The organism is Vibrio sp. 10N.261.55.C5, assembly GCF_041470505.1.
GTDB lineage: Bacteria > Pseudomonadota > Gammaproteobacteria > Enterobacterales > Vibrionaceae > Vibrio > Vibrio crassostreae_C.
Genome location: NZ_JBFRMS010000030.1, coordinates 42,233 through 68,886, shown reverse-complemented (window position 1 = coordinate 68,886; position 26,654 = coordinate 42,233). Strand labels below are relative to the sequence as shown.

Genomic DNA, 26,654 nt, shown 5'->3' with positions numbered 1-26,654 from the left:
AGAAGGTATGTTTGCGTGTGTCAAAGGAAATTATAATGTTGAGAAATGAATCTCAAACCCCTGCGAAAGCACAAGCAACTTCGCAGTCTAAAAGCAGTGCAACAACCGGTTCGGAAACCAATATAAAAAGCAAAGACCGCAATAAAACCCTCTATTTCCTCACATGGCGCTGGCACTTCTATGCTGGGCTATTTGTTATCCCGTTTATGTTAATGCTGAGCATTACAGGTTTGGTGATGCTGTTTGATGATGAAATCGAATTGACTTTCCACCACGAAGCCCTAGAGATTGTTGCATCGGGCGAGCCGATTAAAGTGTCACAACAGTTAGCTGCAGTACAACTTCAATACCCACAAGGTTCGGTTACCCAGTTTGTTCCGAGCAAAGCTCCTGATCTGGCTAACCGCTTTTCGGTAGCACTTGTAGACGGCACATCGGTCTTCGCCACGGTAAATCAATATACGGGCGAAGTGGTCGGAGAGATTCCGCGTAGCGACAGCCTGTACCAACTCGCGAATGACATTCACGGCACTTTGTTGATTGGTGATTGGGGTGATTATCTAATTGAAGTCGCAATAAGCTTGTCTATTCTGTTGCTCATCAGTGGTATTTACTTATGGTTACCTAGAGATAACGCGAGCCGCGCTGGTTTTCTTAAGCTTCGATTTGGTTCAGGAACGCGTATTTTAATGCGTGATCTGCATGCGAACATTGGAGGTGTGTTATCGCTCGTTCTGTTGTTGTTTATTCTGTCTGGATTGGCATGGACAGGTTTTTGGGGCGGTAAGCTTGTTCAAGCATGGAGCACTTTCCCTGCTCAAATGTGGGACGATATTCCGTTGTCTGATAAGACGCACGCTTCCCTCAACCATGGCTCAGAAGAAGAGCTACCTTGGAACTTGGAGCAAACACTATTGCCTTTGTCTCAAGATAAGCCAGCAGAACACGTTCATCATGTGGAAGAGGCGACGGAACCTCATGATCACTCTAAGATGGGTGAAGATCACTCTCAACATGTGTTGTCAGCAAGCAACTTCGACATTGATGACGTTACTGAAAAAGCATACTCACTTGGTTTCACTCAATACAAGGTGAATTTCCCGCGTTCAGAAACAGGTGTTTACACGGTCACAGCCAACACTATGGGCGGTGACATCATCGATCCAACGCAGGATCGTACTACGCACCTCGACCAATACTCAGGTCGTATTCTGGGTGAGGTGACATGGCAAGATTATAACTTCATTGCCAAAACGTTAGCGGTAGGTATTTCATTGCATCAAGGTGACATCAGCATCATTAACAAGCTTCTAAATGCTTTGTTTTGTTTGGCGTTCATTGTTGTGTCCGTGACTGGCGGTGTGATGTGGTGGATACGTAGACCTTCAGGTCAAAGAAAGCTTGGCACGCCACCGAAGTTTGGCGATGCAGGGCTTTGGAAGACAGGTTTAGTGATCGTGATAGTTATTTCAGTACTGTTTCCACTGGCGGGAGCGACGATCGTGACAGCAATGCTGCTGGATTGGTTACTATTTTCACGCGTTGAGAAATTCAAGACGGCATTGAGTTAATTGATATACAAACTGACCTCCTTTTTGAGGAGGTCAGTTTCATTATTCAGATGACATGCTCTGTTTATTAAGAAGACGTTAGACTTGTACAGCTCTATATTTGATAAAGCTCTAGATTTCATAAAGCTCTAACGGAAGCCCGTCAGGATCGGCAAAAAAAGTAAATGCTTTACCTGTAAATTCATCAATTCGGATCTGTTCGACTTCGATTCTTTGTTCTTCCAAATAGCTTTTGATTTGTTGAACGTCATCAACACAAAAAGCTAAGTGTCTTAGTCCTTGAGCTTCAGGAAAGCTAGGCCTTTCTGGCGCGTTAGGGAAGCTGAATAGTTCTATTTGAGCACCATTAGGTAGCGCTAAATCAAGTTTGTACGACTGGCGAGCCTCACGATAGTTTTCGGCAATTATCTCAAGTTTCAAAATCTCAGTGTAAAAGTGTTTCGACGCGTCGTAGTTTGAACAGATTATGGCCGCGTGGTGTATTCCTTTCAGCATCAGTTTATTTCTCCTGCCAACTTGTCACCTAAGTGCTTCATGGCGTAATCAATGAATACACGCAGTCGTGCGGGCATATACTTGGTTTGAGCAAATTGCATCGCGATAGCACCATGGTAGTTACTCTTGATGGTCCAATCTTCCAACACTTGTACCACGGAGCCTTCAGCCAACGCATCTTGAATCACGAAGTCATGGAAAATACCTACACCTAGACCTTCTTTCACACCTTTTAGTCGCATTTGCGAATGGTTAACTGCGTAACGCCCACTGACGGGTACCGTGTGAAATTCATCATCTTTAAGAAAATCCCAAATGTGATCTTTGTCTGTCTCTGCAAGATACAAACAGTCGTGTTCAGACAGCTCGGTAGGGTGGTGAGGAATCCCCTTGGCATCTAAATAGTCAGGGCTTGCACACAACACGAGGTTTGTTTTTCCTAACTCTTTCAATACTAAGCTTTCGTCGGGCTTATCAGTCAGGCGGAAAGCAATGTCGATGCCTTGACGTAAAATATCGATGTCGCCGTCAGCCGCTCTCAATTTAAGTTGGATTTCTGGATACTGATTTAAGAATGGAACAACGAAAGGCTGCAATACCGAATTCAAGAAGGCTTCAGGCGCCGCTACCGTTATCGAGCCTGCAGGTTCGGTATGGTCGGAGGTAGACAGTTCAACGGCTTGTTGCGCTGCGTTGATCATCACCACACTCTGATCATAAACCAATTGACCCGCTTGCGTAATGATAAGGGTACGAGTGGTACGCTCAAACAGTTTCACCGATAGCGCTTTTTCCAAGCGGGTGATGAGCTTACTCAAGGCTGATGGTGTCACGCCTAACTGTTTTGCTGCAGCCGTAAAACTACCTTCGTTAACCACCAAAATGAACGAGGCGAGATCCGGAAGCAGGGCGATGAGTTTTGGGTTAATCATAAGTATCCAGTTAAGCTAGTTTCAACGATGAACTTAATGGTAATTGTGAGCGATTTACTTTGATTTGTGAATCAATTTCATTAATTGATTGACGTGATTGCTCTGATAGGTTGTTGTGTTTGAAGCTCATCTGTATAGCGGCGTTGCTGCTGCGCATTCTGAGATGAAAAATTGAGATTTGATATGAAAGCGAAATTAGACGGAAATTATAGCTAATTTGGCGTTTAAAAAAGCAGGTGAAGGGCGTTAATGTGCCCTATGTCACTGGGATGAACTATTATTAGTGCCTGTGGTTCATTAATGTTTTTCCAACTAAAGGGATAATCGGAACGGGGATGTTCAACTAGAATATAGGCATAAGTTTTACAGTGTAAATGATCGTGTTGAGATCGTTTACATCCCTACATAAAGCGGCGCGCGATGCTGCTAAATTATAACTAGGAAGGAATGAGACAATGTCTTCTGCATTTTACCAACAGATTCAAACTCAAATCGAAGAAGTTAAAGAAGAAGGTCTTTACAAGTCTGAGCGCATTATTACTTCTGCACAAAAAGCAGCGGTTTCTATCTCGACTGGTGAAGAAGTACTAAACTTCTGTGCAAACAACTACTTAGGTCTTGCTAACCACCCAGCTCTTATCGAAGCAGCTAAAGATGGTATGGATCAGCACGGTTTTGGTATGGCTTCAGTACGTTTCATTTGTGGTACTCAAGATTCTCACAAAGAACTAGAGCAAAAGCTTTCTACGTTCCTAGGTAAAGAAGACACTATCCTTTACACATCTTGTTTTGATGCAAACGCTGGTTTGTTCGAAACAATTCTAGGTAAAGAAGACGCAATCATCTCTGACGCACTAAACCACGCATCTATTATCGATGGCGTTCGTCTGTGTAAAGCAATGCGTTTCCGTTACTCGAACAACAACATGGAAGAGCTAGAGCAGCAACTTATCGCTGCTAAAGAAGCTGGCGCTCGTCACACACTAATCGTAACTGACGGTGTGTTCTCAATGGACGGCGTAGTGGCTAACCTTCCTGCTATCTGTGACCTTGCAGACAAGTACGACGCACTAGTAATGGTTGATGACTCTCACGCAGTGGGCTTCATGGGCGAAAACGGCGCGGGCACTCACGAGTTCCACAACGTTGTACACCGTATCGATATCATCACTGGTACGCTAGGTAAAGCAATGGGTGGCGCTTCAGGCGGTTACACTTCTGGTAAGAAAGAAGTGATCGACTGGCTACGTCAGCGTTCTCGTCCATACCTATTCTCTAACTCTGTTGCACCTGCAATCGTATCTGCGTCTATCCGCGTTTTAGATCTTCTAGCGGAATCTGGCGACCTACGTACTCAACTATGGGAAAACTCTGCTCACTTCCGTACTCGCATGGAAGAAGCGGGCTTCACTATGGGTGGTGCTGACCATGCAATCATCCCAATCATGCTTGGTGATGCAAAAGTAGCGGCTGAGTTCGCAGAGCGCGCACTAGAGAAAGGCATCTACGTTGTAGGTTTCTCTTTCCCTGTAGTACCAAAAGGTCAAGCTCGTATCCGTACGCAAATGTCTGCTGCACACTCTCGTGAGCAACTAGACCGCGCAATCGATGCGTTCATTCAAGTTGGTAAAGACATGGGTATCATCTAATTTTAAAGGGATGCCACGAGCATCCTTTAATTAGATAGAGCAACACCCAGTAGAATATATAGATTTTTGATTCTCGCCTTACAGTTAGGCGAGATGAACTAGGTAACATTATGAAAATTAAAGCACTTTCTAAGCTAAAGCCTGAAGAAGGCATTTGGATGACCGAGGTTGAAAAACCTGAAATGGGTCATAATGATCTTCTTATTCGTATTAAGAAAACCGCAATTTGTGGTACTGACGTACATATCTACAACTGGGATGAGTGGTCACAAAACACAATCCCAGTACCTATGGTAGTAGGTCACGAATACGTGGGTGAAGTTGTTGGCATTGGCCAAGAAGTTCGTGGTTTTGAAATCGGCGACCGTGTATCTGGCGAAGGTCACATCACATGTGGTCACTGTCGTAACTGTCGTGGCGGCCGTACTCACCTTTGTCGTAACACAACAGGTGTTGGTGTTAACCGCACTGGTGCGTTCTCTGAGTTCCTTGTGATTCCTGCGTTCAACGCATTTAAGATCCCTGCAGAAATCTCTGACGATCTAGCTTCAATCTTTGACCCGTTTGGTAACGCAGTACACACAGCACTTTCTTTCGACCTAGTTGGCGAAGACGTGCTAATTACTGGTGCTGGCCCAATCGGTATCATGGCTGCAGCTGTTGCTAAGCACGTTGGTGCTCGTCACGTTGTAATCACTGATGTAAACGAGTACCGCCTAGATCTTGCTAAGAAAATGGGTGTGACTCGCGCAGTAAACGTGATGGAAGAGAAGCTTGAAGACGTAATGTCTGATCTTGGCATGACTGAAGGCTTCGATGTAGGCCTAGAAATGTCTGGTAACCCATCTGCGTTCAATAGCATGCTAACTAACATGAACCACGGCGGTAAGATCTCTCTACTAGGTATTCCACCATCAGACATGGCAGTAGACTGGAACCAAGTCATCTTTAAAGGCTTGGTTATCAAAGGTATCTACGGTCGTGAGATGTTCGAAACTTGGTACAAGATGGCTTCTTTGATTCAATCTGGCCTAGATCTAACACCAATTATTACTCACCATTACAAAGTGGACGACTTCCAGAAAGGCTTCGACATGATGCGATCTGGTATGTCTGGTAAGGTGATTTTAGACTGGGAGTAGGTTACTACCGGTTTTGAATATCAGAAGGCAACAGGTAAAACTGTTGCCTTTTTTGTCGCCATTCTGTAGCCATTCTGTAGCCATTTTTAATTGGTGATAAATTTAATCTATTGATATTTAATGGTTATTTTTGTTTTTGTATATAGTGGCAAGTTTGATTCAGTCAGGGTTAGACCTGTCACCAATCATTACTCATCACTTTAAAATTGATGATTTCCAAGCAGGCTTCGATGCTATGCGTAGTGGGCTTTCTGGCAAGGTTATTCTTGATTGGGAATAGATAAACTCAGGCTCTAAATAGTAAAAGGCGACAGTGAAAACTGTCGCCTTTTTGACTAATAAAACCGCTAAATAACGGTCGATTACAGTGTGTGTCGCCATTTTGTCGCCATTAATTTTCTAATGGGTTGAGGTGTACCGCTTGTATCAAATGTTCTGGTGCAAAATGTGAATACGCCATTGTTTGCTCAATTTTAGTGTGTCCAAGAATACGCTGTAACACCAAAATATCCCCTTTGTTCATCATAAAATGCGAAGCAAAAGTATGCCGTAAAACATGCGTCGCTTGTCCACTCGGAACGTGGCCAGGTAGAGCCCTTTTAATGTAGCGCCAGGCATCCTTGTAAGTAGTGTTGAAAATTTCATGGTTGCTCACCGCGATATCTAAGATCTCTTGATATAAAGCAGGTGAGATGGGCACACTTCGATTTCTCTTACCTTTTGTCTCGGTGTAAGTCAGTTTAAATTCAGCTACCTGTGAACGGGTAAGAGTTAGAGCTTCACTTATACGGGCACCGGTGGCTAAGCAAATCTTAGAGATTACAATGAGCTGTGGAATTGAGACTGTAATGACTCGATTGCAATTTTTCAGGTTAACTAAGAACTCTTCAATTTGTGGCTTGGTTAGATATGCTAGGTTCTTCTCACTTGTTTTGATTGTTTCGATAGCTTCAAGTGGATTGGGGTATTTCCATTGATTGTACTTAATTAGTTTCTTGAACATTCCCTTTAGATAAATCAATTCCGTGTTATGTGTTGTTGGTGAAATCTTAATAGATTTATTTTTGCCACGGTAGGGTATTCGCGCTGCACGATAGTCTAAGTAGTCTCGTTCTTTAAAGTGGGAGGCAATTGGATTTCCTAATTCTTCAATTGTCTTGGCTATTAGATCCCGAGCTTGTTTACCCGATTTCAACGTATGACCGTGTATGGTCCACCAAGTGTCTAACAGTTCGCTCATTCTACGGTGATCGGGTTTACTTCCCATCCATGGCTTATCGTCAATCTCCTTCATAGTGTGAAGCTCAAAAGCCTTTGCTTCGCCCTTAGTCGTAAACTTTTTACGAACACGCTTCCCCGTTCGCCCATTCGGGTAACATTCGCAGAGCCAAGATTTAGTAGAACCATCTTTTAAATTGCGGATAGACATAATAAAGCCTAAAATTACTGTATATAAAAACAGTATAATTGGGGCTAGAACGTAGAACAATGTTTTATATCGGACAAAAAGCACAGGTTAGGCTCCTATCTCAAAGTGCTAAGAAAGCTAATAGGTTATTGCTATGTATCAATCAATTCATGTGACTGCTGGATACAGTCACTTCAAAATTAACAGTGATGGTCCAATTGGGGTAAGTAAGAAGAACCAAGGGATGATTGATGCAGTTTTGAAGCTAGGTAACCGTTTTACTGCGCCATTTGGTGGGTTTATAGAAGCAGAGAACGTGATCGGTTTGAAATGGGTGAAGCTAGTTGATATTAAATATCTGTGCACCGATGAGGAAGCCGAAACTATCGAGTACGTGATACAAAAAGACCACTATGTAGTGGGGACGTATCAAGACCGGAAGTTGTATATTTTATTGTTTGGTGGAGAGCCAAAACACCATCAGATTAAAGGTCTTGAACAAGATGGGAAAAACAATGTGTTTGGGTTGTTTTAATGTAGAGGTGATAATTTATAAATCAGTTAGACCAGAAACTTACAGTCCGTACTGTCGGCTTGATCTTCTAAATTAGCAAGTTGGCTAGCTCATTTTTGCCCCAAACTTGTTTAGAGTAATTGCTCGTAACATTTATTTTGTAATCTGTTTGCTCTAATTTTTCTCACGCATACTTATGTACTTGGTTGTGCATGTTACTATGTTGAGCTGCTTAGTTCTGGATATGCATATCCAGTCACTGAACTTTTTATCGAAAACTTGATAATTGCTTTAATGAGATATTAAAGCTCTTATACTCCTTATTTTGTGTGATATATGACTAGTTATAACAATGACCAACCTATTGCGTCTGAATGCGAAGATAAACTAAATAGACAACATTTTGCAAAAGAAATAGCTAGCCTTTTAGTTCTTGAAGCCGATGCTCCATGTTTGACGGTTTCTCTGGAAGGGAAGTGGGGACAAGGAAAGACCTCAATATTGAACATGGTGCAGGAAGTCTTTAGTCAAATGGATTTTCCCCCTGTTTTAGTTCAATACAACGCTTGGGCGAACGGTCAATCCGAGTCGTTACTTCAGGATTTTTTAATTCAGTTTACTTCTCAATTGGGCCTTGCAGATCATGCAGAAGAAGGAAAGCGAGTAGCTGAAGAACTTCTTTCTTATTCTAAGTTGTTTAGCGTAGCTAAATTGGTTCCTGGTGTGGAGCCGTGGGGCAGTTTAGTCGAAAACGTATTCAAGGGTGTCGGAGATGCAACACAATCGCTTAGTGACTTAAAGGAATTAGATATTGCAGGTAAAAAGGCACGAGTAGAAGAAAGCTTAAGAAAAATTGATAGGCCAATCGTGGTCATTATCGATGACATAGATCGTTTAACTCCTAAGGAGTGCTTTCAAGTTCTTCGTCTGGTAAAAGCTGTGGCTGACTTTCCTAGAACAGCGTTCATTTTAGCATTTGAACCTAATTACCTAGAGTCGGTATTGGCTTCTAATAATATCGACAATGCAAATGAGTATATAGACAAGATTGTGCAGTTGAGGATTCCACTACCAACAATCACAAGTAAAGATCTAGATGCGCTTGTAGATAGACATTTTGATATGATGGGAGATAACTTCTCTCTTGCCCACTACCAAGACGAACAGAATCGATTAGCATATATTTATCAACGATATCTACGATACATAATCACCAGCCCGCGTGACGTTAAGAGAGTGTTTAACCACTTTAAATTCGTCTACAACCTTGTTCAAAATCAAGTGTGTGTCACTGATCTCTTTGTTTTATCAGTTGTCGCAACAAAAGCCCACAAGATATATAGCCATATAAAGTCAAATCCAGCTCTGTATGCAGGTAAACGCAACTCTGGCTATTTTGATTATGGGTCACTTGACAAGGAAAAAGCGGCAGACCTTTGTAAGCAGCAACGCCTTAGTATCTATAATGCACTTTTGATTAATGAAAACAACGTATATGAAGACTTACTGAAGGAAATTTTCCCTTCGCTAGATTCAAAAAGCTACCAAACTTACGAAGTTTATGACGCTGATGCTTCAGGAAGAGTGGATCATATCAGTAGACTCTCTACAGCGCTCCATATTAGTACACCAAGAGGCTCGGTTTCAGACCAAGATGTGGCAACTTTTATTGAAAGCTCTGGTCAACGTATTGATATTCTTGAAAGCGCAATCTCCAATGGAGCTATCAAAAGGTTTCTTGAGTTATTCGAAATGTTTTTGGACAGAAGAAAGTTTAATGATGATGAACTTCTCCTATTAATTCGAGTTATTGTGGACACATTGTTGTCAGAAGATCTACTTGATGGGTTTGGTATTTTACACTCAGGGCTATTTGCTGAGAGCAATCTTTACGGCAATATCTGTAGGTTACTCAACCGAACTTTACGCGAATCAGAGAACAGAGAAGCTTTTGTTTGCTCAGTCATGCAAGAGTGTGTTCTGTTACCGTTTGTAGCTAGTTCAATCGTTCTGCTTAAAGCTCAATATAATGAAAGAAATTATGAACCTCCTTGGCTAGATGAAGAAACAATTAACAAAATGATTAAAGAATATATTCCTAAAGCTCGCGCAGTTTTACTTGATGATGTATTTCAATCAAAAGCTTTGGAATATCAAGTAATTAAACCATTGTGGCGTTATGATGAGGATGCAGCACTAAGTATTATTAAGGAAATAGGCCAAGACAATGTCTTCAGAGTTGGCTGGTTCCTTTTAGGGCAGATTGGTTCAGATAGTGTGAAAGGCCATTATCTCTCGGTAAATCTAGATAAAGCATGTAGTGTACTCAACTTAGATAGGCTCAAAAAAGAATCTCAGACTGTGAAAGAAAGTGAATTGTCTCGAGAAGATATCGTCATTGCACGTTCAATTGTTGATGGAAAAGCACACTACTTAGCTGACGGTGAGGTAGTTATAGATTAGCTACACAAGAGTTCAAGATCTCACTTCCCTCATCTTAACCAACCGAGCTAGAGCTTCTAATCTAGCTCATTTTTGTCCAAAATGTCTGAATCTGAATCTGAATCTGAATCTTAATATTTGTCATTCTCTAGCTCGAAAATGCCCCAAGATCGTTCAGAGTTAATACTCTATATATTTTAACGGCGTGTATTTCCCCTATCAAATCTAATCCAATTCATCAGGATTAGACCATGCGTACTTGAGGCATGAATTTGTTGAAAATCATATTGCTCAATATCGCTGGAATCAATTGAGAACTTACTTCGGCAAGTTCTGAAGTTCACATCCTAGGCGCAAGGCAATACGGGCATTAGATTGAGCGTGAGTATCATTAGCGTTATGATTGGTTGCATATAATTACAGAAAAAGTCCGTCGATAAAGCGCTGACTGTATAGGAGGTTTCGTGGATAGAGAAAAACTGTTTTCGTTTTATGAAAAAATTTACTTTCATGAAATGGAAACACGCGAAAAAATATTTACCCGTATTCAAATAACTTTTGCTCTATTTTTTACTGGGTATTCAATCGCCAGTTACATGTTAAGAATGCTTGATTTCACCTCATATAAGGAGGTGGCAACAACATTCGCAGCGTTAACAATTGTAAGTGGTTTTATTTCTCTAATCGGTGTTCGACATTTGGTTATTGCTTTTTGGGGAAGTGAATACAAAGGAATGTCGAGTCCATTAGAAACGGATAATTATCGCCTAGAGGTGCAAAAGTACGCGTCTTCGATTTTCGAATATAATGAACAATATCCCGATAATAAGCAGCCGATAGTCGATGTAGATGACATGGTTTCACAATTCATCTATGAACAATTGAGAGATTGTTCTTCTCACAATACCAAAGTGAATGATTCTAGGTTCGCACACACCCACAACTCTATTAGGTGGCTTTTAGTTTCAGCTATTCCTTTTTTAATAGCGAGCGCGCTATTTGTAAGCTTTGACCTTGATACATCATCACCACGTAAAGAAACCCTGATATATAATCGCTCGCTTGTTGAAGAAGTTGATAAACTGAGTCATAACATAGAGCAGGCAGCCTCAAATAACCAAAATTTCCAGGAGGATCAGAGAGAATGGCTACAAACTCAAAATCAGGTGTTACACCACCTCCGCCAAATGCACCAACAGCTCCAAAACCAAGAAAAATTATTGAAAATGGTAAACCACCAAAACGCTAAAGAGGACTTGAACAATGTCGAACAAGAAAAACCCACCACCACCGCCGCCACCAAGTAAGCCAGATACACGTTCAGTATTAGGAAGTGTCCCGCCTAGAGACAAAAAATAATACAGTTAACGAATAAGGATTTAGCGTTGCGTAGCCAACGTTAAATCCCAGATGTTTAACAAGCCCGAGTTGCTATATAAGTAAATTGTGCAATCTGCTCTAAAGGTTGGCGGCCTTGATGCTTTTCTCAAGGCGAGTAAGCTCACCGAATGGCAGAGACTTCATAGACCTAAAGTTTTACTTATGGCACTTTTCTAAAAAGTGCTAGCTCAGATCTGCCCCAAAATCACTTAGATTAAAGACTCTACACTATTAAGAGGGCGTGCGTTTACCCTACTAAAACTTATTCGATTGAGCTGATAACTCATCATTCCGTTACTAGGTGACATCTTGTACGCTAACTCCCCTTTATGTGGCATAAGGTATTGATTGTCAGTTGAGTTAATATGAAAATGAATGCCTCACCTAAGGATGAAAGACAACAATTTGTTGTCTAATAAGCGTTAGGGCTCTAGGAGAATACGGTGTTAAACAAAGATATCGCTAAATTTTCATACAAGTGCATGTCCGATTCTAAATGGAGAAAACTGTTCGGGGTTGTTAATGACTCAAGTTTGAAAATGGTACAATGTACGTGGAAACTTGTGGGTGAACAGCAATGCCGAAATGGCTTCGTTCCCGATTTAGAACAACTTGGTGACAATTACGTAGGCGACTGCGGCGCTTTGAATGGTCCTTTTGAATTCAGGCGTATTGAATGGCTTTTATTGCCTTATCGAGTTGAGTTTAAGCCATATAAAAATGCACCAACGCAATACAAAACGCAGGATTTAACGCCAATATTAGAGCATTTAAATATGCTCGGGAGTTTCGAAGTAGAGATGGACAAGGTAGGGTTGAGAATATATGGCTACAAGCCCTAACAAATAAGGATTAAGCGTTGCGTAGCCAACGTTAAATCCCAAGTGTTGAACAAGCCCGAGCCTCTATATAAGTAAATTGTGCGCCCTGCACTTATTGATAATTTGCTAATTTAGAAAAAGTGCTAGCACGTTTCTGTCCAAAAATGTTTCAGAACTACTTAGAGATTGCACAACGACCAATACTGGGCCAAAGAAGAAGACTGCCATAAGGTAGCCTTTTTCTTTGCAAGTGCCACTCCCCAAGAGGGGAGGCTGATAAGAGGCTCGTTAAGTATCGGTGACGCTATTAATCAAATTAGCTGCAGTGCTCTCAAACAGGTGAGTGCAACAGTTAACGCTTTTCCATTACTAACGCGACTCTACCTACAACCCTTACTTCATCTTCTTCGACGGTTAGAATCGAACCGTTAAAGCTGATTGCTAGTTTTTTGCCTGGTAAGCGCTGGATGTCGTTTAGCGAGAGTAGGCCGTCCATATTAACTAGGTATGTACCGCTTACTGCTTGGTGAGATTCTTTATTTATAAGGAACGTAGTAGTTCCATCTTTGATTGCTATTACATTACTCACATCTAACTCGTCTAGAAGAGTTTTATCGAATGCAAGTATCCCTTTCCCAACCAATTTACCGTCGTCAATAGAGAAACAGTCGATATCGAAAAGAGTTTTCGATTCGTTCTTCTTATTAATATGCTTTTGGGTTGGTGTTTTAGGGTACGGTTCGCCTTTATCGAGAAGTAACCATTCAAGTGAGACTCCAGTGCTCAAATGAGTCCTCACTGCAATTTCAAAGGGAGTAAGGTTTCTCTGTCGCCAAGTCGCGATTGTTGATTTTGGGATGCCAAATACGTCTGCTACATCCTGTTGGCGGTCTGAATTCGTGATATCTATCAACTTCTTGATAATATCCCTACCTCCCAAATACGATATTTGGTCTATTTTAAGTTGCTTGTTATTCATATGTGATCAATAATCGCAATTGAGTTCGGAATGGTGGGGTGCAACTCGTCATTCCGAAATTAAACATTCAATGACTAAACAGGATATCATTATGCTCTCATATCAAGTAGTCCTAAATACGCCTTTCATGACGTACGATCAATACTCTCAGTTCTCTGGAATGCCGAAGCGCACCATTATGGATTGGGTCGCTGATGGTCGCTTACCTATTAAAACTAAAGCAAAAGGTAAAGAAACCCCTCTCATCAATATGGTCATGTTGCTAGAAATGGCAACGCGTGAAACGTTGGAGAGAATGGGGTAAGTAGCCATGTGTTTATCTTTCATAATTTCGTCCAAAGATTTTTGTCCGTTGGGGCTAAACATTCTTGGTTGGAGTTTCGTTGTCGTCTCGTTTGTCTTCAAGTGAGTATTGGTTATGAACGGAACTGACTCAATAGGCGAGTTCTCTCGCACAAAACAAGGGGCCTTTAATGAGGCGTGTTGCGTGTTTGCTAGGTCAGAGAATATGGCTAGGCTGGCAGAGGTTATAGGGATGAGTCCGACCATGCTGCGGAATAAACTTAACCCTGAGCAGCCTCATGTCCTGAGTTGTGTTGAAGCCATCACTCTCGCCAAAGTGAGTGGCAATCATACCATCGTAAACAGCTTGCTTCTTGGGTTGGGGGTGGTCACCGCTCATATAACATCTGATAGCACGGAAGACACCTTTGTTCAAAGCGCATTAGAGAACTCGATCTATTCGGGTGAATTGTCTCGAATGGCGTTGGAGTATGCAGGAAATCATCGCCTAACTCGCACTCAAAAACATAAGATTATTCATACCGCGCACACCAGCATCAGCATTCAGGTAAAACTCATCAGGAGCCTGGAAAAACTGAATCAAGGTGGTTGTCTGCTTAAAGCCATAGAGGAGGCGGCAGACGCTAATGGTTTATTTGTTTCAAACATCAATTCGGAGCAATGATGTCTATTACTCCGTGCGATAAGTCATGTCCTGAAACGTCTGGTCATGGATTGACGGAGGAAGATAAGCGTAGAGGCCTTAGGTATATCAGGCGTATTCGACGCGAGTTATGTGATCGTCAACTTTCTTCATTATGGGTTGAGCAGGCGAGGTTAATGACCCAATTAAGGCGTTCGAACCATGTGTTTGAACAAGTACGACTGCGAATTCGTTTATTCGGCCTTGAGAAGCGAATACAAAGAATCAGACAACGTTGGCTTTGACGCATTTTAATTTTCCAGAGTTGCGTTATTGGTTTCTCAGAAGGTGAGCGTTATTTAGCCGAGGTCAACTTTATGAATCATCATGTGTTTGCGGTCGTACAGGGTAAAGTTATTCAAACCAGTATTGAAGCAGTCTTCAATTTAGTCTTAAAAGGTAAAGAAGAGTGGCGTGATGCAGTCTGTTGTCCTTCGAAAAGGCGTTCGATAAAAATTGACACCCGTGGCGGCTACGAAAGCTCGAAAGGAATGGCTTTGACTGGCTCTCAAATCTTGTCAGAGAGAGTCAAGAGGACTGATTCAGTAACGGCGCTCAACGCTCAAGACAATCTCTCTTGCTTTGTTTTTTCTAAAGGTGAGTATGGGCAAGGTGCACCGAGGGTGATGAGATGACGGCTCACTCTGAATACGCTGCGTCTTCATCCATTTCGTGTTTGAGTCGGCTACTTGAGGAAGCGCCTTATTTTTCGAGGTGCAGTGACAATAAAACCGCGATGCTCATCAGACCTCGAAACTATGCGGTCAGATGGCCGTATATGCAGGTTAATCGTAAAGATATGCAGGCGTGGATGGTGTTTGACATCGATCATGACCATCGAGCTGTCCCCAACCTCTATATTTGGCAAGATGAAGGCTTGCCACCCCCTAATCTAATCGTTCGAAACCGCACCAGTAATAAAGCCCACCTTTTTTACGCTATTGTGCCGGTTTGCACCAGCGATCAAGCACGATCCAAACCCATTCAGTACCTCAAAGCCATTTATCGCGCCTTAGCATTACGACTTGAGGCGGACTTGAGTTATTCAGGCCCTGTTGCCAAAACGCCCTTTCATCCTTGGTGGCAGACGACCGAACTCCATCGGAGTGTCTATGAACTCAATGAGTTAGCGGATTCTCTTGAGCTGGAGACAACGCGGCCATGGCTTCGTCAAGATACTGATGTCTCTTATTCTCGAAACTGTACTTTGTTTGAACACACTCGCCGATACGCGTATGACATTGTCGACGAAGAAAGAGAAAAGGGCAGTTATACGAGCTTTAAACGCCGTGTCGAGAGTTTCGCTCATTATAAAAATACCGGCACCCCGGATAAGCCGCCTCTGAAGTGCTGTGAGGTGTTGGCGGTGGTGAAAAGTGTTTCCCGTTGGACCTGGGATAAATATTGTGCTCGGTCAGACTGCCAACGAGGTGTGATGAGGTTGGATAGTGGATTAAGTCTGCAGGAAAAGCAGCGTAGAGCGGCCAGAAGAACCCATAACCTTCGTAGGACGAAGACCACTCGCCGAATTATCCGCACATGTCAGGTTTTGTTACGCAAAAATCAGGAGCTCACCATTGGTTTGGTGGCGCGTAATGCGGACCTGTGTCGCCAGACCGTCAGTCGTTACATCTATTTGTTTGAATGGGTCAAGTCTGCTTTATCCGAAAATAGGCAAAATGGGCCAGAGCATCGTGGTGATTATGCTGTTCATCAGATATCTGCCCCTATAACGTTATACTGGGCGGAGTATGAAGTAGGGAAGAAGAAGGCGGTGCTTGAGTCAGCTTTTCCTTGAGTTGAAGAATAATGAGTAACTATCGAGTCAAAATAAGATCTCTTGGTAAATTTAATAATGAGTTTGAGTCGACATAACCCCATTTTATGCGATTAATGTCTCAATTCGTGCAAATATGGATTTACACACCCCAGATTGCTGTATATCTATACAGTACATAAAGAGGGGGGATTTATGTCTTTTAAAGATACAGAGACACTGTCAACAGGAATTGAATTCATTGTTGAAGCCGTGGCGGTGAAGACAAATGGCCAAGATCATTCAGCGTTAGGCTTATACCTGATCAGCTTACTGCTCGAAGATCAAAAGATTTCCCTTGATTGTGATGATAAAAGGAAAAGGCCGGTAGTACCACTTGGTAAGTCGCGTCAAACACATCTTGATATGGGTTGGAAGTGCCCTGCTTTTTAGATTTGGTTGTGTTAGCTAATTGGGTGAACTTGATAGTGATAGTTCTTCAACTCTTCACTTGTTTGGCACAACTCAAATGTGAAATAAGGCTGGGTGACTAAGCACTGAGTGAACCTGTCTAATTCATTCGTATGTATAAACAGCGAAATTGGTGCAATCTGACGGTTTTCATTATCGAAGCAGTTATCGATATGTGCTCTGTCGATATAAACAACGTCCATTTCCTGTTTAGGGGTCTCTTCAATAAGTTTTGTTTCTAATCCGCTCTTCTCGAAGTGTTCTAACAAGGCGTAAAGCTTATCAACGTCGTTTTGACTTTCTATCGCTGAATATTGAGATAAAACGCTCTCTAAGTGTTTTTCGATTGAACCAAACTTATTCTTCATCAAACAAACCGTTTTAAGCTTTTTCTTGATAATGCTATATCGAGCTTGTTTGATTTTTGGCTTCAAGAATTCAATGATGATTTTGTTTCGTTGCTCTTCTTTAACAAAGTGACTGGCAACGTTTACTTTGAAGTAAAGGTGGAGAAGAGTGTTTTCGAAGGTCGACTTAAGAAGTTGATGATATGAATGTTCTGACATTGTTCACATTGACTATTTATTGGTGAGGGTATCTTATCATAAGAATAGCAAGGCTCTAAGGTCGAAACCAAAGTGACGCAACTTGCTACAGTGAAAACGATACAATATATCACTTTATTGGTCTGCTTTTTGAGTAACTTATGAAAGTCGAGCTCGTTACTTCCCTTAAGCGTCAAGCCACCAAAACCCTCGCGGAACTACACGATACCAAAGAGCCTGTGTTAATCACCGAATATGGCAAACCTTCCGCGTATTTGGTTGATGTGGACGACTATCAGTTTATGCAAAACCGTTGGGCTATCCTTGAAGGGATCGCTCGCGGTGAGCGCGTCATCTCAGAAGGCACGTCACTGAGACATGATGAAGCTAAGGACAAAATGTCTAAATGGCTGAAGTGATTTGGAGTGAGCCCGCGTTATCTGACCTTAAGATATCGCGGAATACATTGCCCTTGAAAATCGGGTTGCGGCCAGGCAATTGGTTTAAAATATTTTCGACGAAGTTGAAGGCCTCAATGACTTTCCGGAGTCTGGGCGCCAGCCTCCTGAGCACCTTAATTATAGTAAAGTCGTATCAACCCTTGTCGCGTTTTTTACAAGCAGAGGGTGACAAGGTGTACATCTTGTTTGTAAGGCGCGCGGAGCGAGGTTTACGTCGATTTTTGCTGAGCAAACAGTAAAGCGTTTGTGCCACTTCTGATAAGCTGATGGCCTACATCTATTAAGGCATGAGCGTGGCGAAAAAGAAAAAAGCACTCCAATCTAGACGCATCACCCAACCAGGACCTTCGTGGACGGAGGCCAAGCTAGTCACCATTCGACGACATCGTATCGAGGGCACATTAAGCTTCGGGGTGTCGACCATCTCTAGACAGCAAGTCTTACCCGATTACGAACGTGTATGGGAACAAACCATCGTCGAAGAAGCTTACCAACAAGCGATTGTCGAGTTGTTAGATCAGGGCGAGGTCGTGTTAAGAGTAGAAGACTAAATGGGCTGCTCATTGGGATGTTTTCTTTCGGGGATTGCCTTTCAAAAAATTTTTTCCGAAACTTGTAGACTACAGCGTAGTCAACCTTAGTACCAGAGAATCGGGTGTGGGTGGTCTAAATACTCAATGCGTTTATTTACTATATCCGCCGTCTTCCCATTCTTTGCAATACCGTCTTATTAATAACCGAAATGAGAAATCGATGGTGCTCAATGGCGAGCCAGCCAGGTGCTCCTGAGTTTGGTTGTTAAATCTATGGGGTAGAAGGTTCACTCCTTTTTCTTGGCACTCTGTAATAGTCGCAATGAACAATGGGATTTCACTTCCAGGGTTTTGTCAAATTCTGCCCAAGGCGCGATTTGTTGGGGCGTGACTCAATTTTGCTGTGGCGCTCAACCTGTTGGCGATGCTTCTCACGCCAGTAGGTAAAACTGAGCAATTCTTTGGGATTAAGTTCGCGCGCGGTCGACATTGATTTTAAAATCATCCCAATGATGCTCCAGCGGTAAATAACCATGCGCGAGAAGGCTGTTTATTCCCTGGGTTATCCTTATTACTGGTGGCGTGTAAATGCTTTCACTCGTACGTTGATTCTTTAAGCTCGTTCTTATGATCTACGGACGTCGACTTGTTTGTCGATATGCTCGCTCCAAATACGGCACTTGAGGAATCAGATTTATGCTTAAACAGTGTACCAGTCGTAGTTACAATATTTTCAATTTCAGAACTCGACTTTGATTCTAGTCTTGAGGTTAGGTTAAACAACAGGTATTGGTTGGTGAGAAGCCTAATAACTTAATTCAACGTGGATAGAGCTCTCGCGGCTGGTGCCATCTTCTTTAGGGTTTTTATAGCCTTGATATTATTGATTAGTAACGGCTGGATAACTTTTAATGAAAAGTGTATTACATATGTAATACATTGACAGGGCGATGTATGTTTATTATTGTGTATTACACATGTAATACATTAGGTGTCTACTATGAAAACAAAGATCATCAGCGCAGCGAACCAAAAAGGTGGTGTTGGAAAAACCACGACTCTTGTCAATTTAGGAGCTGAGCTTGCACGAAAACGAAAAGTGTTAGTCATTGACCTTGATCCTCAAGGGAACTGCTCCAAAACGTTAACGGGACAACGTGATTTTAAGTTTGAAGATACGGTTGCTGCTTTGTTTGATAAACCTAAAGTTGTGTCCATTGTCGATCTAATTCAACCTGCAAAGCTTAATGGGAACTCCATTGAAAACCTCTATGTTGCTCCCGCTGATGTTCAGTTGTCACGTGTCATCGAAACATCACTGACAAAGATTAATCGTGAACGAATTTTAGAGAAGCAATTGGCGAAGTTAGGTGATACCTATGATTTCATTCTTCTTGATACTCCACCAAACTTATCCCTAACGACTCTTAACGCAATCCAGGCCTCAGACCTTATTTTGATCCCTGTTGATTCTGGTGCATTTTCACTGGACGGCATTAGTCCTTTACTCGAAGCTGTCTCTGAAATTAAGGATGACGAGGGCAACTATCTGATTCTGAGGAACGAGGTCGATTCAAGAAACGCTATTATTAATGAGTTCATTGATGAGGAATTGGAGGTAGTACAAGATAAATTGCTACCAGTATCTGTGCGTCGTTCTGAGCATGTCGGACAAGCTAATGCCGTTTCTTCTCCTGTGCGCTTTTATAAATCGGGCTCTCTTGTTAATAACGATTACCGAAAACTCGCTGCGTTTCTTTTAAATTTAATGTAATACATAGGTAATACACATGAGCAAGTTAAAGAAACGAGGAGCTATAACAGCTATCTCTAGTGACAAGAACGAGGGTTCAAGTAAGTCGACTGGAATTACGACTGTCAAAAAGAAGGTGACGACATCTTATAAGGTGCCTCCTCTGACTCTTAGAATGTCACTGACTGATAAAGAACGGATAACTGATTGGGTAGCAAATCTGCAAGAGCAGACAGAGAGAAATGTGTCTGCAGCGAAACTGTACCGAGCCTTGGCTTTATATCGAGATAAGATCGATGATGAAGATCTCATTGAGTTGATCAACAAAATGAATTAAATATGTATTACATATGTACTACATATCTTATATAAAGGCTCGTTATAGACTTTAAGCGTTGTCATAGGGCCTACCTCGGACTTAACTTCAAACACTGATGAACATGACACTTGAAGAGTCTTGTCACCTGTTCTGAGCCTCATTTCCTTGTAAAGACAAACACTTTAAATGTGTCTTATCACGACTTTTATCGTTGCCTTAGGCGTCACCCTATGGGCTAGGCCTGACTGCCCTAAGAGTCTTAGCGCCTTGTCGCTCCCTCCTCGTTGATCTCTCTGTCTTTGAATAAGTTCGAATAAGGGCTTGTTTTCTTATGCGCCGATTTCTTTCACTCGCCTCATTTTCGGGCTCGCAGGCTGTTAACCGTCTCTCCCCACAACCTGTTTTTCAAGGGAGGCTTCGCCGCTGCGCGCCCTTGCAAAGCAGAACGATGTTGAGATAGCGGACAGCCAAGCGGCTCCGAAAAGTGATACTCAAACAGAAAGGAAACTCTCATGGCGCAACAAAACTCAACCCCAACTCTCTCTAATTCAAATTCATCGACCAGCGTTTCGCCGCTGGGGCACGAAAGCTCACCAAAAAATGATATCTCTAGTCCTTTGGCGGTATTGAAGTTGCGCTATCAAGTCAAAAAGTGTCGTGATGAGGTAAAAAGAAAGTCTGATTTTGTTTCCAAAATCCAGCGTTTGAAAATGTTCAGTCGTCGTCAGTCGCTAGAGCAACTGGCTGATATCGCAGCGTTAAAAGACCAAGGGTTCGTTGACGCTATCAAGCAGCAGTTTCCGCAATTGGTGTCGCGTCGTTTTGCTTTCCATGAAATACGTGACTTTTTCATCGAATTAAATGGCGCTGGCTTTGGTGAATGGTTTCTGCACGAGCGAGTGGATCGCATCATTATGTACACCACTTACGGGTCTGTGTTTCCAGCGTTGCGCTTTGTGACAACAGGGGAGGGAACGTTTAAGTGCTCAGGATTTTGTTTCGATGTGCGTTTTGGCGCTTAGGGGGTCACATGGCCGTTCGTTCTACAGTATCCGCTGACATATCCATGCACGTGATTTGGGTGAATTCAACCGACTTTTACTCCACCGTAAAGGCCGTCAAGGTTCATGAGATTTTGGTGAATGAGTTTGGGTATACCGACTCTTTAATACTAGAGGAAGGCAACCGAGGGAAGGGGGAGAGTATCAGTGTGTGATAACACTTGAAGTGGTCAAGTAAAACTGGCCACGGTTTTATGGGTAAACCAGAATTGTCGCTCTGATTCATTTGGTGTTAATCCACCATTGTATTGATGTGGCCGATGTTGGTTGTAATAATCAACCAGATAATCTGTTATTGCTTGGCACGCCTCTGTAAAACTTCTATCGCCATTCGTTGGCACCCATTCCGTTTTTAAGCTTCTGAATACTCGCTAGATCTTTCAGTATTAACGGGAATAGCTCTCTCGCTATATAACGTTTTAAGATGCGAGTTATTTCCTTAGTTGATAACTCTTCTGCTGTTCTTCGTGCAACATAGTCTTTTGTTCTGGGATCACTACGCATTCTAACTATTGCCACGGTCCAAAGAGAGTTATTCGCACTACGGCTACCTCCTCGATTCAACCTATGCCGGGTAGTTTTCCCCGATGACACTGGAATTGGATTAGACATAATGACCCACACGAGGTGCTAGCCTCCAATTTCGTGGGTTAGCGTAAAGCCAGAGCCATAATTAGTGTGTTCGAACAACTAAATTTGGAGGCTAGCATGAATAACGATAGCATAATTTTCATAGGCTTAGATACGCATAAGTCATTTATCCAAGTCGCCGTCTTGCAAGAACAACGCGGGACTAAACTTGAACATTTGGGACTGATAAAGTCTAACAAGTACGCACTCATTAAACTCACACAGCAACTGCAATCTAAATACCCAAAAGCCACCCTCCATTTTGTCTACGAGGCCGGGCCTTGTGGATACTGGACATACCGATTGCTCACCAGCCTTGGGCATTGCTGCTGTGTCATCGCCCCTTCCCTTATTCCTAAGAAGTCAGGGAATAGAGTCAAAACAGATAAGAGAAATGCTGTAAAACTTGCCCAGCTTTTTAAGGCTGAAGAGCTAACACCTATTTATGTTCCTGAATCTGAAGACGAGGCGATAAGAGATTTATCAAGGGCTCGAGAAACCGCGATGAAAGACCTTAAAGATGCAAAGTTCCAATTCAAAGGCTTTCTTCTAAGCAATAATGTACAAGCAACTGTGAATGATAACTGGTCTAAAAGCATCTACGGTGGCTAACCGACCTCATTATTCCCCATCACAGCCAACAAATTGTATTGCAAGAGATGATCATCACCATCAGTGAGAGGATGCAAAGATTACAACGGTTGGATAACGAGTTATTACACCAAGTCAAAAACTGGCGTTACTACCCTGTTGTCAAAGCCATCCAGGCCATGCGGGGGGGAGGCGACTACTTGTTGCTCTCGGCATCATTGCCGAGCTAGGCGATCTACGTCGCTTCGACCATCCAAGAAAACTTATGGCTTATGTAGGCCTCGTACCGACGGAAAGCTCAAGTGGCGGAAAAATGAAACGAGGGAGCCTAACCAAATGCGGAAACAGCCGAGCACGACGATTGATTATTGAGGGAGCACATACTTATAAGCACAAAGCTAATATCTCCGTCGAACTGCAACTGCGACAAGAAGGGCTGCCCAAAGAAATTGTCGATATTGCTTGGCATGCTCAGCAACGATTATGTCGCCGCTATCAACGATTACTACAAAAAGGCAAACATCGAAATGTCGTCTCCGCCGCTATCGCAAGAGAAATGATCGCGTATATCTGGGCTATCGCGAGAGAGGTGGTCGTGAGCGCAGTCGATCCAAAAACACGGATTGCAAGGCTGCCTGCATGAGAAAAGAATTAGTGTTAACGCATTTGATGGAGCATCGGGTGTGGCACAAACACCGACGGCGTTAGGATGGCAATAAAGCTCGCGCTTTATTGAACCATGAGCATAGACTGAAGACAGGTGCCACGACGAAATAAGTAAGGTAGGCGCTACTCATCACGCGATGAGTAATCCACGTATATCAGCATGAGAACCGACGAAATTACTTGCTTCATCTATGCGTTAACACTATCTCAAAATAAACAAAAGGCTCTGAAATGTGGGAGCAGAAACTTCTACGCTCTTATTGACAGTAGGGGTCATATCAACGCCACACAAGGCTGCAAACGATGATTCTTTCCTTAATCGGTTGGCGTTGTCTACAGTCGCAACTAAGAGCGTTGCAGCCACATTTGTGCCGACCCCAAACCTTGACACAAGGCTTTGAGCTGTGTTCAAAGTCAGTTTTTCAAAGCATTATCAAGAGATTTTACTTGGTCATTAAGGAAGTTCCAACGTTGTGCCAACAGCACAAGCGAAATCATTAATGGCTCGCTACTATTAGAGCACCGAGCTAAGCGTGCGGTTGCACACGCACTAGGCTTTGGCTGGTAAAGGGACTGTTTTAGCTCATCAGGACCTGATACAAGAAGAGCTCGTATATGATTCATCGCCTGAGTTCTTGCTTTGACAGCGCTATTGCGGGTCATTAGCAGGCTCCGTAATGACTCGACTGGTCCTGCATGGTTTTTAGGAACGACTGCTGCTTCTCCAGATAATACGCTTCTAGCCGCATTCTCTGAATCTATAACGTCTGTTTTGCCTTTCAGACGTATCTCCATTCGATTCATTCGTATCACTTCATATACATCAATACCATTCTTATCAAGAATTTAGTCAGTTCAGCACCAGAGCTTCCCGTACCTTCGATGCCAGCTTTTTGAAGGAACCCGTAAGACTTACACCATGCTAAGTGCTCACGATAACCTGCAAGATCGACACTAAATGACTTACTTTTAACAACCTGACTAAGCTCATTGATAAGTGTTGCAACATGAAGACCCAAATGAGTATCTACACCTAAATACAATTTGTAGCGGGGATCGTTACTGTTCATTTAATCACTCTCCTGTGTGAATCGCCCAGCAGGACGGGACACTGGAGATGCAATACAAAGCTCTTATTAAGTTACAACTGAGTCGATAGAATTGAATAGACTCTTTGAAAGACAGGTCAATACAAAGACATTTCAGCCAATCCCAGCACGGGTCAGTACAAACAGTCTGTACTTATATTCTAATCTCAGTATCCCAATAGTTACCTCGACGGCCCATGCTTTGAGTGATTCTATATCTCCATAGTAGTTGACGATATTTCTTACTCGTATAGTGTGGCAACCTTAGTCCGAGTGGAACATCACGCCAGGTGGTCTCCCTCAGCTCTCATAAGCCATGGTTAACGCCTTCCCAGTCAATGCGCTATCTGGTGAGTGATATATTGCACAACCAAGGATTTTTTGAGCGAATAAGCCAATGACAACAGCTAGATAAGGCCATCGTTGCCCCGTCCAGATGTAGGTCACATCGCCACACCAGACTTGGTTTGGCTCAGTTACCGCGAACTGACGATTAAGATGGTTAGGTATAGGAGCCTGCTCCTGCTGTGTTTTTCTGTACGTATGTTTTGGCAACTGACTAACTCTAGTTCTTTCATGAACTTACTCACACGGTAACGACTAAGCGGAATACCTTTTGTTGTCACTATGTCTGCAATGGTTCTCGCTCCGGGGGAACCATTGCTAATCTCATGAGCTTGTCGAACTTCGGCGCGAATAAGTACACGCTCTGACGCTAGAGCTTTAGTTCTATTTACCCAATAACGATAACTACTGCGATGAACCCCGAACACTTCGCAAAGCTGTTTCACCGCATAACTCTTCTTGAGTTTCTAGATCATCGAGAACCGTTCAGGGAGTCTGACATCAAGAGAGCAGTAGCGCTTTCTTAGCCAACGATTGAAGTTGCTTTTGATAGCTACCATCCAGGCGGCCTGCGGTCAGATCATCAAGCAAGCGAGTTAATCGGTAGTATCTGACCGTTTGTTGTTGGTCGCAGGAGCTGGTTGCAAGTGCGCAGCCAAGATACGTTTTACCTGCTCCTGTTGGGCCTGTGCTCAAGATGTTCTGGTGCTTGTGCGGATAACTCCCCGTCAGAAGTTCGCTCATCTTTTTGCGATTGAGGTTTCGTCCCTCTTTGTAGATGAGTTGGCTCGGTTGCGCATACACTCTCAGTTTAGCTTGTCGTTTTAAGCGTTGGATTTTGCTCTGACTACGGTTCAAGATCTCGCTTTCCAGAAGAAAGCTTAACCTCTCCTTGAAGTCCAGCTCTGCGTAAGTAGTCAGTTGCTCTTGTTGCTGTCGCCGCATGGCTCAAGCGGAGGTTTTTGAGTTGATGATTGAGTGCGTTCATATCCTTTCTCCTAGTGATAACAGTTTGGGCCTCGAACATTACTGTGAACAAGGTTCGGCGTATTCGCTTTGTCTTTACTCAGTTGCCTTTCACGATTGTTCTTGAGTAGATTGTTGACGAAAGTGTAATTGGGTTTTGTCAGTATTAGTGAATCTTTACAGGCTTGCTTTAGGCGCGACTCTCCATGGGCTTTGCTTAGGTTGAGTAAGCGCTCAGGCGACCACTTTTGATTTTGATGATTACTCGGCATGTGCTCTGGTTGAGGGCTGTTTCCGCGCTCCCTTTGGCTACGTGGGTGCTGGGCGACCAAGTTACCTTGATGGTAAATTTGCACCAGACGGTTGGAGGTTTCTAGCTCAACATGGTGACCAACAAGTTGATGAGGAACCGAGTAGTAGTGACGGCGATATTCGATGTGATAGTCAGGCCCGACTTTGGCTTGTTTGGTTTCGGTATATAGGTATCGCTGCTTAGGTAGCGGCTTCAATGCAGGTTTATCGAGTTTGTCGAACAGCGCTTTAAGACTTGCACCATACTGTTTCATCTCACGTTGGTTTAAGTCATTCATAAGCTCACGAATGGCGAGGTTCGGTTCTTTGAAGGTATGGAAGGTTTGGTGTCGTAGCCGCATCATGATCCAGAGTTCAACTAGGGGCACGGCATTCTCTGCTTTGGCTTTGTCTTTCGGTTTGTAGGGGCGAGCAGGCATCACAGCGGTTTGATAGTGATTTGCCAGTTTTTGATAGCTGTCGTTAAGTCTCGGCTCATAGCGATTGGTTTTGGTGACCGCGCTACGCAGATTATCGGGAACCAAGATCTGTGGTATACCGCCGAAGTGTTCGAACGCATTCACATGCGCCTCTAACCAGTAAGCCTTACCTTGACTAGGGAAGGCTTCAACATAGGTGTAATTTGACGCGCCTAAGGTCGCCACGAACACTTCGGCTTCGCGCACTTCACCTGTATCAGGGTTTACCACTTGAAGCCGAGGCCCGCAGTAATCGATAAACAGCTTGTCACCTGCGACATGGAGCGGACGCATGTTGCGCTTTTTGGTTTTGAACCAGCGAGTGAAGTGCTCGCAGAACTGAGTGTAAGCGTAAGCTTGTTCGTATGCGCCCCATGAACC

At 43.0% G+C, this 26,654-nt stretch carries 27 protein-coding genes and 7 pseudogenes; 20 read left to right on the top strand and 14 right to left on the bottom strand.

Annotated elements, in window-relative coordinates:
- Window positions 1–35: 35 nt before the first annotated feature.
- Window positions 36–1,571, top strand: coding sequence for a PepSY-associated TM helix domain-containing protein (locus tag AB4263_RS12315; RefSeq protein WP_372098281.1), 1,536 nt, complete (start codon window positions 36–38; stop codon window positions 1,569–1,571).
- A 111-nt stretch (window positions 1,572–1,682) separates the two neighbouring features.
- Here the strand turns inward: AB4263_RS12315 and AB4263_RS12310 are convergent, their stop codons facing one another.
- Window positions 1,683–2,066: a VOC family protein gene (locus AB4263_RS12310; RefSeq protein ID WP_017069423.1), complete on the bottom strand. Its 384-nt coding sequence runs from the start codon at window positions 2,064–2,066 to the stop codon at window positions 1,683–1,685.
- A complete protein-coding gene (locus AB4263_RS12305) occupies window positions 2,066–2,998 on the bottom strand; it encodes a LysR family transcriptional regulator (protein WP_065584581.1) in 933 nt (310 codons plus the stop codon). The genes AB4263_RS12310 and AB4263_RS12305 overlap by 1 nt, the downstream gene beginning before the upstream one ends.
- A 455-nt stretch (window positions 2,999–3,453) precedes the next feature.
- Here AB4263_RS12305 and AB4263_RS12300 point away from each other — a divergent pair, with 455 nt between their 5' ends.
- From AB4263_RS12300 to AB4263_RS12290, 3 genes and pseudogenes are all read left to right on the top strand, one after another.
- Entirely contained in the window at window positions 3,454–4,647 is a 1,194-nt protein-coding gene (locus AB4263_RS12300; RefSeq protein ID WP_102332044.1) for a glycine C-acetyltransferase, read from the top strand.
- A gap of 110 nt (window positions 4,648–4,757) precedes the next feature.
- The gene (gene tdh / locus AB4263_RS12295) at window positions 4,758–5,789 is read left to right on the top strand and encodes an L-threonine 3-dehydrogenase (protein WP_017059546.1); all 1,032 of its coding nucleotides are present in this window, start codon (window positions 4,758–4,760) and stop codon (window positions 5,787–5,789) included.
- Between the two features lie 139 nt (window positions 5,790–5,928).
- Window positions 5,929–6,069: pseudogene (locus AB4263_RS12290) on the top strand (L-threonine 3-dehydrogenase); the annotation flags it as partial.
- Between the two features lie 111 nt (window positions 6,070–6,180).
- Here the strand turns inward: AB4263_RS12290 and AB4263_RS12285 are convergent.
- On the bottom strand, window positions 6,181–7,218 hold the full coding sequence (locus tag AB4263_RS12285; protein WP_102332073.1) for a tyrosine-type recombinase/integrase: 1,038 nt from the start codon (window positions 7,216–7,218) through the stop codon (window positions 6,181–6,183).
- A 133-nt stretch (window positions 7,219–7,351) separates the two neighbouring features.
- Here AB4263_RS12285 and AB4263_RS12280 point away from each other — a divergent pair, with 133 nt between their 5' ends.
- From AB4263_RS12280 to AB4263_RS12265, 4 genes are all read left to right on the top strand, one after another.
- Entirely contained in the window at window positions 7,352–7,732 is a 381-nt protein-coding gene (locus tag AB4263_RS12280) for a hypothetical protein (RefSeq protein ID WP_102332045.1), read from the top strand.
- A 315-nt stretch (window positions 7,733–8,047) separates the two neighbouring features.
- Window positions 8,048–10,174, top strand: a complete 2,127-nt coding sequence (locus AB4263_RS12275) for a P-loop NTPase fold protein (RefSeq protein WP_102332046.1) — start codon at window positions 8,048–8,050, stop codon at window positions 10,172–10,174.
- A 443-nt stretch (window positions 10,175–10,617) separates the two neighbouring features.
- Window positions 10,618–11,460, top strand: a complete 843-nt coding sequence (locus AB4263_RS12270; protein WP_102332047.1) for a hypothetical protein — start codon at window positions 10,618–10,620, stop codon at window positions 11,458–11,460.
- A gap of 516 nt (window positions 11,461–11,976) precedes the next feature.
- Window positions 11,977–12,375, top strand: coding sequence for a hypothetical protein (locus tag AB4263_RS12265; RefSeq protein ID WP_235612476.1), 399 nt, complete (start codon window positions 11,977–11,979; stop codon window positions 12,373–12,375).
- Between the two features lie 331 nt (window positions 12,376–12,706).
- Here AB4263_RS12265 and AB4263_RS12260 read toward each other — a convergent pair whose 3' ends face one another.
- Window positions 12,707–13,333 carry a phage repressor protein CI gene (locus AB4263_RS12260; RefSeq protein WP_102332048.1) on the bottom strand — a complete coding sequence of 209 codons (627 nt, stop codon included), beginning with the start codon at window positions 13,331–13,333 and terminating at the stop codon, window positions 12,707–12,709.
- Window positions 13,334–13,424: 91 nt separating this feature from the next.
- Between AB4263_RS12260 and AB4263_RS12255 the strand changes: the two genes are divergently transcribed.
- The 5 genes from AB4263_RS12255 to AB4263_RS12235 all read left to right on the top strand — a co-directional run bounded on the left by AB4263_RS12255 (window position 13,425) and on the right by AB4263_RS12235 (window position 16,527).
- Complete coding sequence (locus AB4263_RS12255) at window positions 13,425–13,637, top strand: hypothetical protein (protein WP_029203682.1); 213 nt, start codon at window positions 13,425–13,427, stop codon at window positions 13,635–13,637.
- A 114-nt stretch (window positions 13,638–13,751) separates the two neighbouring features.
- Entirely contained in the window at window positions 13,752–14,300 is a 549-nt protein-coding gene (locus AB4263_RS12250; protein ID WP_102332049.1) for a phage regulatory CII family protein, read from the top strand.
- Window positions 14,301–14,635: 335 nt separating this feature from the next.
- Entirely contained in the window at window positions 14,636–14,953 is a 318-nt protein-coding gene (locus AB4263_RS12245) for a hypothetical protein (protein WP_102332050.1), read from the top strand.
- Complete coding sequence (locus tag AB4263_RS12240) at window positions 14,950–16,116, top strand: replication initiation protein (RefSeq protein ID WP_102332051.1); 1,167 nt, start codon at window positions 14,950–14,952, stop codon at window positions 16,114–16,116. Before AB4263_RS12245 ends, AB4263_RS12240 begins: the two co-directional genes overlap by 4 nt.
- Window positions 16,117–16,290: 174 nt before the next feature.
- Entirely contained in the window at window positions 16,291–16,527 is a 237-nt protein-coding gene (locus tag AB4263_RS12235; RefSeq protein WP_102332052.1) for a hypothetical protein, read from the top strand.
- A gap of 11 nt (window positions 16,528–16,538) precedes the next feature.
- On the opposite strand, the gene AB4263_RS12230 is transcribed toward AB4263_RS12235, so the two are convergent.
- Entirely contained in the window at window positions 16,539–17,111 is a 573-nt protein-coding gene (locus tag AB4263_RS12230; protein WP_102332053.1) for a DUF2913 family protein, read from the bottom strand.
- A gap of 140 nt (window positions 17,112–17,251) precedes the next feature.
- Here AB4263_RS12230 and AB4263_RS12225 point away from each other — a divergent pair, with 140 nt between their 5' ends.
- The 3 genes and pseudogenes from AB4263_RS12225 (at window position 17,252) to AB4263_RS12215 (ending at window position 18,102) form a co-directional block, all read left to right on the top strand.
- The gene (locus AB4263_RS12225; RefSeq protein ID WP_102332054.1) at window positions 17,252–17,509 is read left to right on the top strand and encodes a type II toxin-antitoxin system Phd/YefM family antitoxin; all 258 of its coding nucleotides are present in this window, start codon (window positions 17,252–17,254) and stop codon (window positions 17,507–17,509) included.
- A pseudogene (locus tag AB4263_RS12220) lies at window positions 17,497–17,790 on the top strand (type II toxin-antitoxin system RelE/ParE family toxin). Before AB4263_RS12225 ends, AB4263_RS12220 begins: the two are co-directional and overlap by 13 nt.
- 54 nt (window positions 17,791–17,844) lie before the next feature.
- Entirely contained in the window at window positions 17,845–18,102 is a 258-nt protein-coding gene (locus AB4263_RS12215) for a hypothetical protein (RefSeq protein ID WP_102332055.1), read from the top strand.
- 576 nt (window positions 18,103–18,678) lie between these two features.
- Here AB4263_RS12215 and AB4263_RS12210 read toward each other — a convergent pair.
- Window positions 18,679–18,894 (bottom strand): Fic/DOC family N-terminal domain-containing protein, encoded by a 216-nt coding sequence (locus AB4263_RS12210; protein ID WP_102332057.1) that lies wholly within the window; start codon window positions 18,892–18,894, stop codon window positions 18,679–18,681.
- Between the two features lie 190 nt (window positions 18,895–19,084).
- Here AB4263_RS12210 and AB4263_RS12205 point away from each other — a divergent pair, with 190 nt between their 5' ends.
- The 3 genes from AB4263_RS12205 to AB4263_RS12195 all read left to right on the top strand — a co-directional run bounded on the left by AB4263_RS12205 (window position 19,085) and on the right by AB4263_RS12195 (window position 21,178).
- Entirely contained in the window at window positions 19,085–19,858 is a 774-nt protein-coding gene (locus AB4263_RS12205; RefSeq protein ID WP_102332058.1) for a ParA family protein, read from the top strand.
- Between the two features lie 16 nt (window positions 19,859–19,874).
- Complete coding sequence (locus AB4263_RS12200) at window positions 19,875–20,174, top strand: hypothetical protein (protein ID WP_102332059.1); 300 nt, start codon at window positions 19,875–19,877, stop codon at window positions 20,172–20,174.
- A gap of 494 nt (window positions 20,175–20,668) precedes the next feature.
- A complete protein-coding gene (locus AB4263_RS12195; RefSeq protein ID WP_102332060.1) occupies window positions 20,669–21,178 on the top strand; it encodes a hypothetical protein in 510 nt (169 codons plus the stop codon).
- Window positions 21,179–21,387: 209 nt separating this feature from the next.
- Here AB4263_RS12195 and AB4263_RS12190 read toward each other — a convergent pair.
- Window positions 21,388–21,588 (bottom strand): annotated as a pseudogene (locus AB4263_RS12190) (IS3 family transposase); the annotation flags it as partial.
- Window positions 21,539–21,829 carry a transposase gene (locus tag AB4263_RS12185; RefSeq protein ID WP_102332062.1) on the bottom strand — a complete coding sequence of 97 codons (291 nt, stop codon included), beginning with the start codon at window positions 21,827–21,829 and terminating at the stop codon, window positions 21,539–21,541. The pseudogene AB4263_RS12190 and the gene AB4263_RS12185, both read right to left, overlap by 50 nt.
- A 96-nt stretch (window positions 21,830–21,925) precedes the next feature.
- On the opposite strand from AB4263_RS12185, the pseudogene AB4263_RS12180 reads away from it, so the two are divergent.
- Window positions 21,926–23,081 (top strand): annotated as a pseudogene (locus AB4263_RS12180) (IS110 family transposase).
- A gap of 225 nt (window positions 23,082–23,306) precedes the next feature.
- On the opposite strand, the gene AB4263_RS12175 reads toward AB4263_RS12180, so the two are convergent.
- From AB4263_RS12175 to istA, 6 genes and pseudogenes are all read right to left on the bottom strand, one after another.
- Complete coding sequence (locus AB4263_RS12175) at window positions 23,307–23,495, bottom strand: transposase (RefSeq protein WP_372042840.1); 189 nt, start codon at window positions 23,493–23,495, stop codon at window positions 23,307–23,309.
- A 23-nt stretch (window positions 23,496–23,518) separates the two neighbouring features.
- Window positions 23,519–23,908 carry a hypothetical protein gene (locus AB4263_RS12170; RefSeq protein WP_133154268.1) on the bottom strand — a complete coding sequence of 130 codons (390 nt, stop codon included), beginning with the start codon at window positions 23,906–23,908 and terminating at the stop codon, window positions 23,519–23,521.
- Between the two features lie 5 nt (window positions 23,909–23,913).
- Window positions 23,914–24,174, bottom strand: coding sequence for a hypothetical protein (locus AB4263_RS12165; protein WP_102332064.1), 261 nt, complete (start codon window positions 24,172–24,174; stop codon window positions 23,914–23,916).
- A 190-nt stretch (window positions 24,175–24,364) separates the two neighbouring features.
- Window positions 24,365–25,073: pseudogene (locus AB4263_RS12160) on the bottom strand (IS3 family transposase); the annotation flags it as partial.
- Window positions 25,045–25,525 (bottom strand): annotated as a pseudogene (locus tag AB4263_RS12155) (ATP-binding protein); the annotation flags it as partial. The pseudogenes AB4263_RS12155 and AB4263_RS12160, both read right to left, overlap by 29 nt.
- A 10-nt stretch (window positions 25,526–25,535) precedes the next feature.
- Window positions 25,536–26,636: pseudogene (gene istA, locus AB4263_RS12150) on the bottom strand (IS21 family transposase); the annotation flags it as partial.
- Window positions 26,637–26,654: the final 18 nt, after the last annotated feature.

Coding starts and splice junctions, on each gene's coding strand:
- AB4263_RS12285 (WP_102332073.1), bottom strand. CDS start 7,218: ATGTCTATCCGCAATTTAAAAGATGGTTCTACTAAATCTTGGCTCTGC.
- AB4263_RS12225 (WP_102332054.1), top strand. CDS start 17,252: ATGAAAGTCGAGCTCGTTACTTCCCTTAAGCGTCAAGCCACCAAAACC.
- AB4263_RS12305 (WP_065584581.1), bottom strand. CDS start 2,998: ATGATTAACCCAAAACTCATCGCCCTGCTTCCGGATCTCGCCTCGTTC.
- AB4263_RS12240 (WP_102332051.1), top strand. CDS start 14,950: ATGACGGCTCACTCTGAATACGCTGCGTCTTCATCCATTTCGTGTTTG.
- AB4263_RS12300 (WP_102332044.1), top strand. CDS start 3,454: ATGTCTTCTGCATTTTACCAACAGATTCAAACTCAAATCGAAGAAGTT.
- AB4263_RS12165 (WP_102332064.1), bottom strand. CDS start 24,174: ATGAACAGTAACGATCCCCGCTACAAATTGTATTTAGGTGTAGATACT.
- AB4263_RS12245 (WP_102332050.1), top strand. CDS start 14,636: ATGAATCATCATGTGTTTGCGGTCGTACAGGGTAAAGTTATTCAAACC.
- AB4263_RS12275 (WP_102332046.1), top strand. CDS start 8,048: ATGACTAGTTATAACAATGACCAACCTATTGCGTCTGAATGCGAAGAT.
- AB4263_RS12185 (WP_102332062.1), bottom strand. CDS start 21,829: ATGTCTAATCCAATTCCAGTGTCATCGGGGAAAACTACCCGGCATAGG.
- AB4263_RS12250 (WP_102332049.1), top strand. CDS start 13,752: ATGAACGGAACTGACTCAATAGGCGAGTTCTCTCGCACAAAACAAGGG.
- AB4263_RS12255 (WP_029203682.1), top strand. CDS start 13,425: ATGCTCTCATATCAAGTAGTCCTAAATACGCCTTTCATGACGTACGAT.
- tdh (WP_017059546.1), top strand. CDS start 4,758: ATGAAAATTAAAGCACTTTCTAAGCTAAAGCCTGAAGAAGGCATTTGG.
- AB4263_RS12315 (WP_372098281.1), top strand. CDS start 36: ATGTTGAGAAATGAATCTCAAACCCCTGCGAAAGCACAAGCAACTTCG.
- AB4263_RS12170 (WP_133154268.1), bottom strand. CDS start 23,908: ATGAATCGAATGGAGATACGTCTGAAAGGCAAAACAGACGTTATAGAT.
- AB4263_RS12260 (WP_102332048.1), bottom strand. CDS start 13,333: ATGAATAACAAGCAACTTAAAATAGACCAAATATCGTATTTGGGAGGT.
- AB4263_RS12195 (WP_102332060.1), top strand. CDS start 20,669: ATGGCGCAACAAAACTCAACCCCAACTCTCTCTAATTCAAATTCATCG.
- AB4263_RS12200 (WP_102332059.1), top strand. CDS start 19,875: ATGAGCAAGTTAAAGAAACGAGGAGCTATAACAGCTATCTCTAGTGAC.
- AB4263_RS12235 (WP_102332052.1), top strand. CDS start 16,291: ATGTCTTTTAAAGATACAGAGACACTGTCAACAGGAATTGAATTCATT.
- AB4263_RS12310 (WP_017069423.1), bottom strand. CDS start 2,066: ATGCTGAAAGGAATACACCACGCGGCCATAATCTGTTCAAACTACGAC.
- AB4263_RS12280 (WP_102332045.1), top strand. CDS start 7,352: ATGTATCAATCAATTCATGTGACTGCTGGATACAGTCACTTCAAAATT.
- AB4263_RS12230 (WP_102332053.1), bottom strand. CDS start 17,111: ATGTCAGAACATTCATATCATCAACTTCTTAAGTCGACCTTCGAAAAC.
- AB4263_RS12205 (WP_102332058.1), top strand. CDS start 19,085: ATGAAAACAAAGATCATCAGCGCAGCGAACCAAAAAGGTGGTGTTGGA.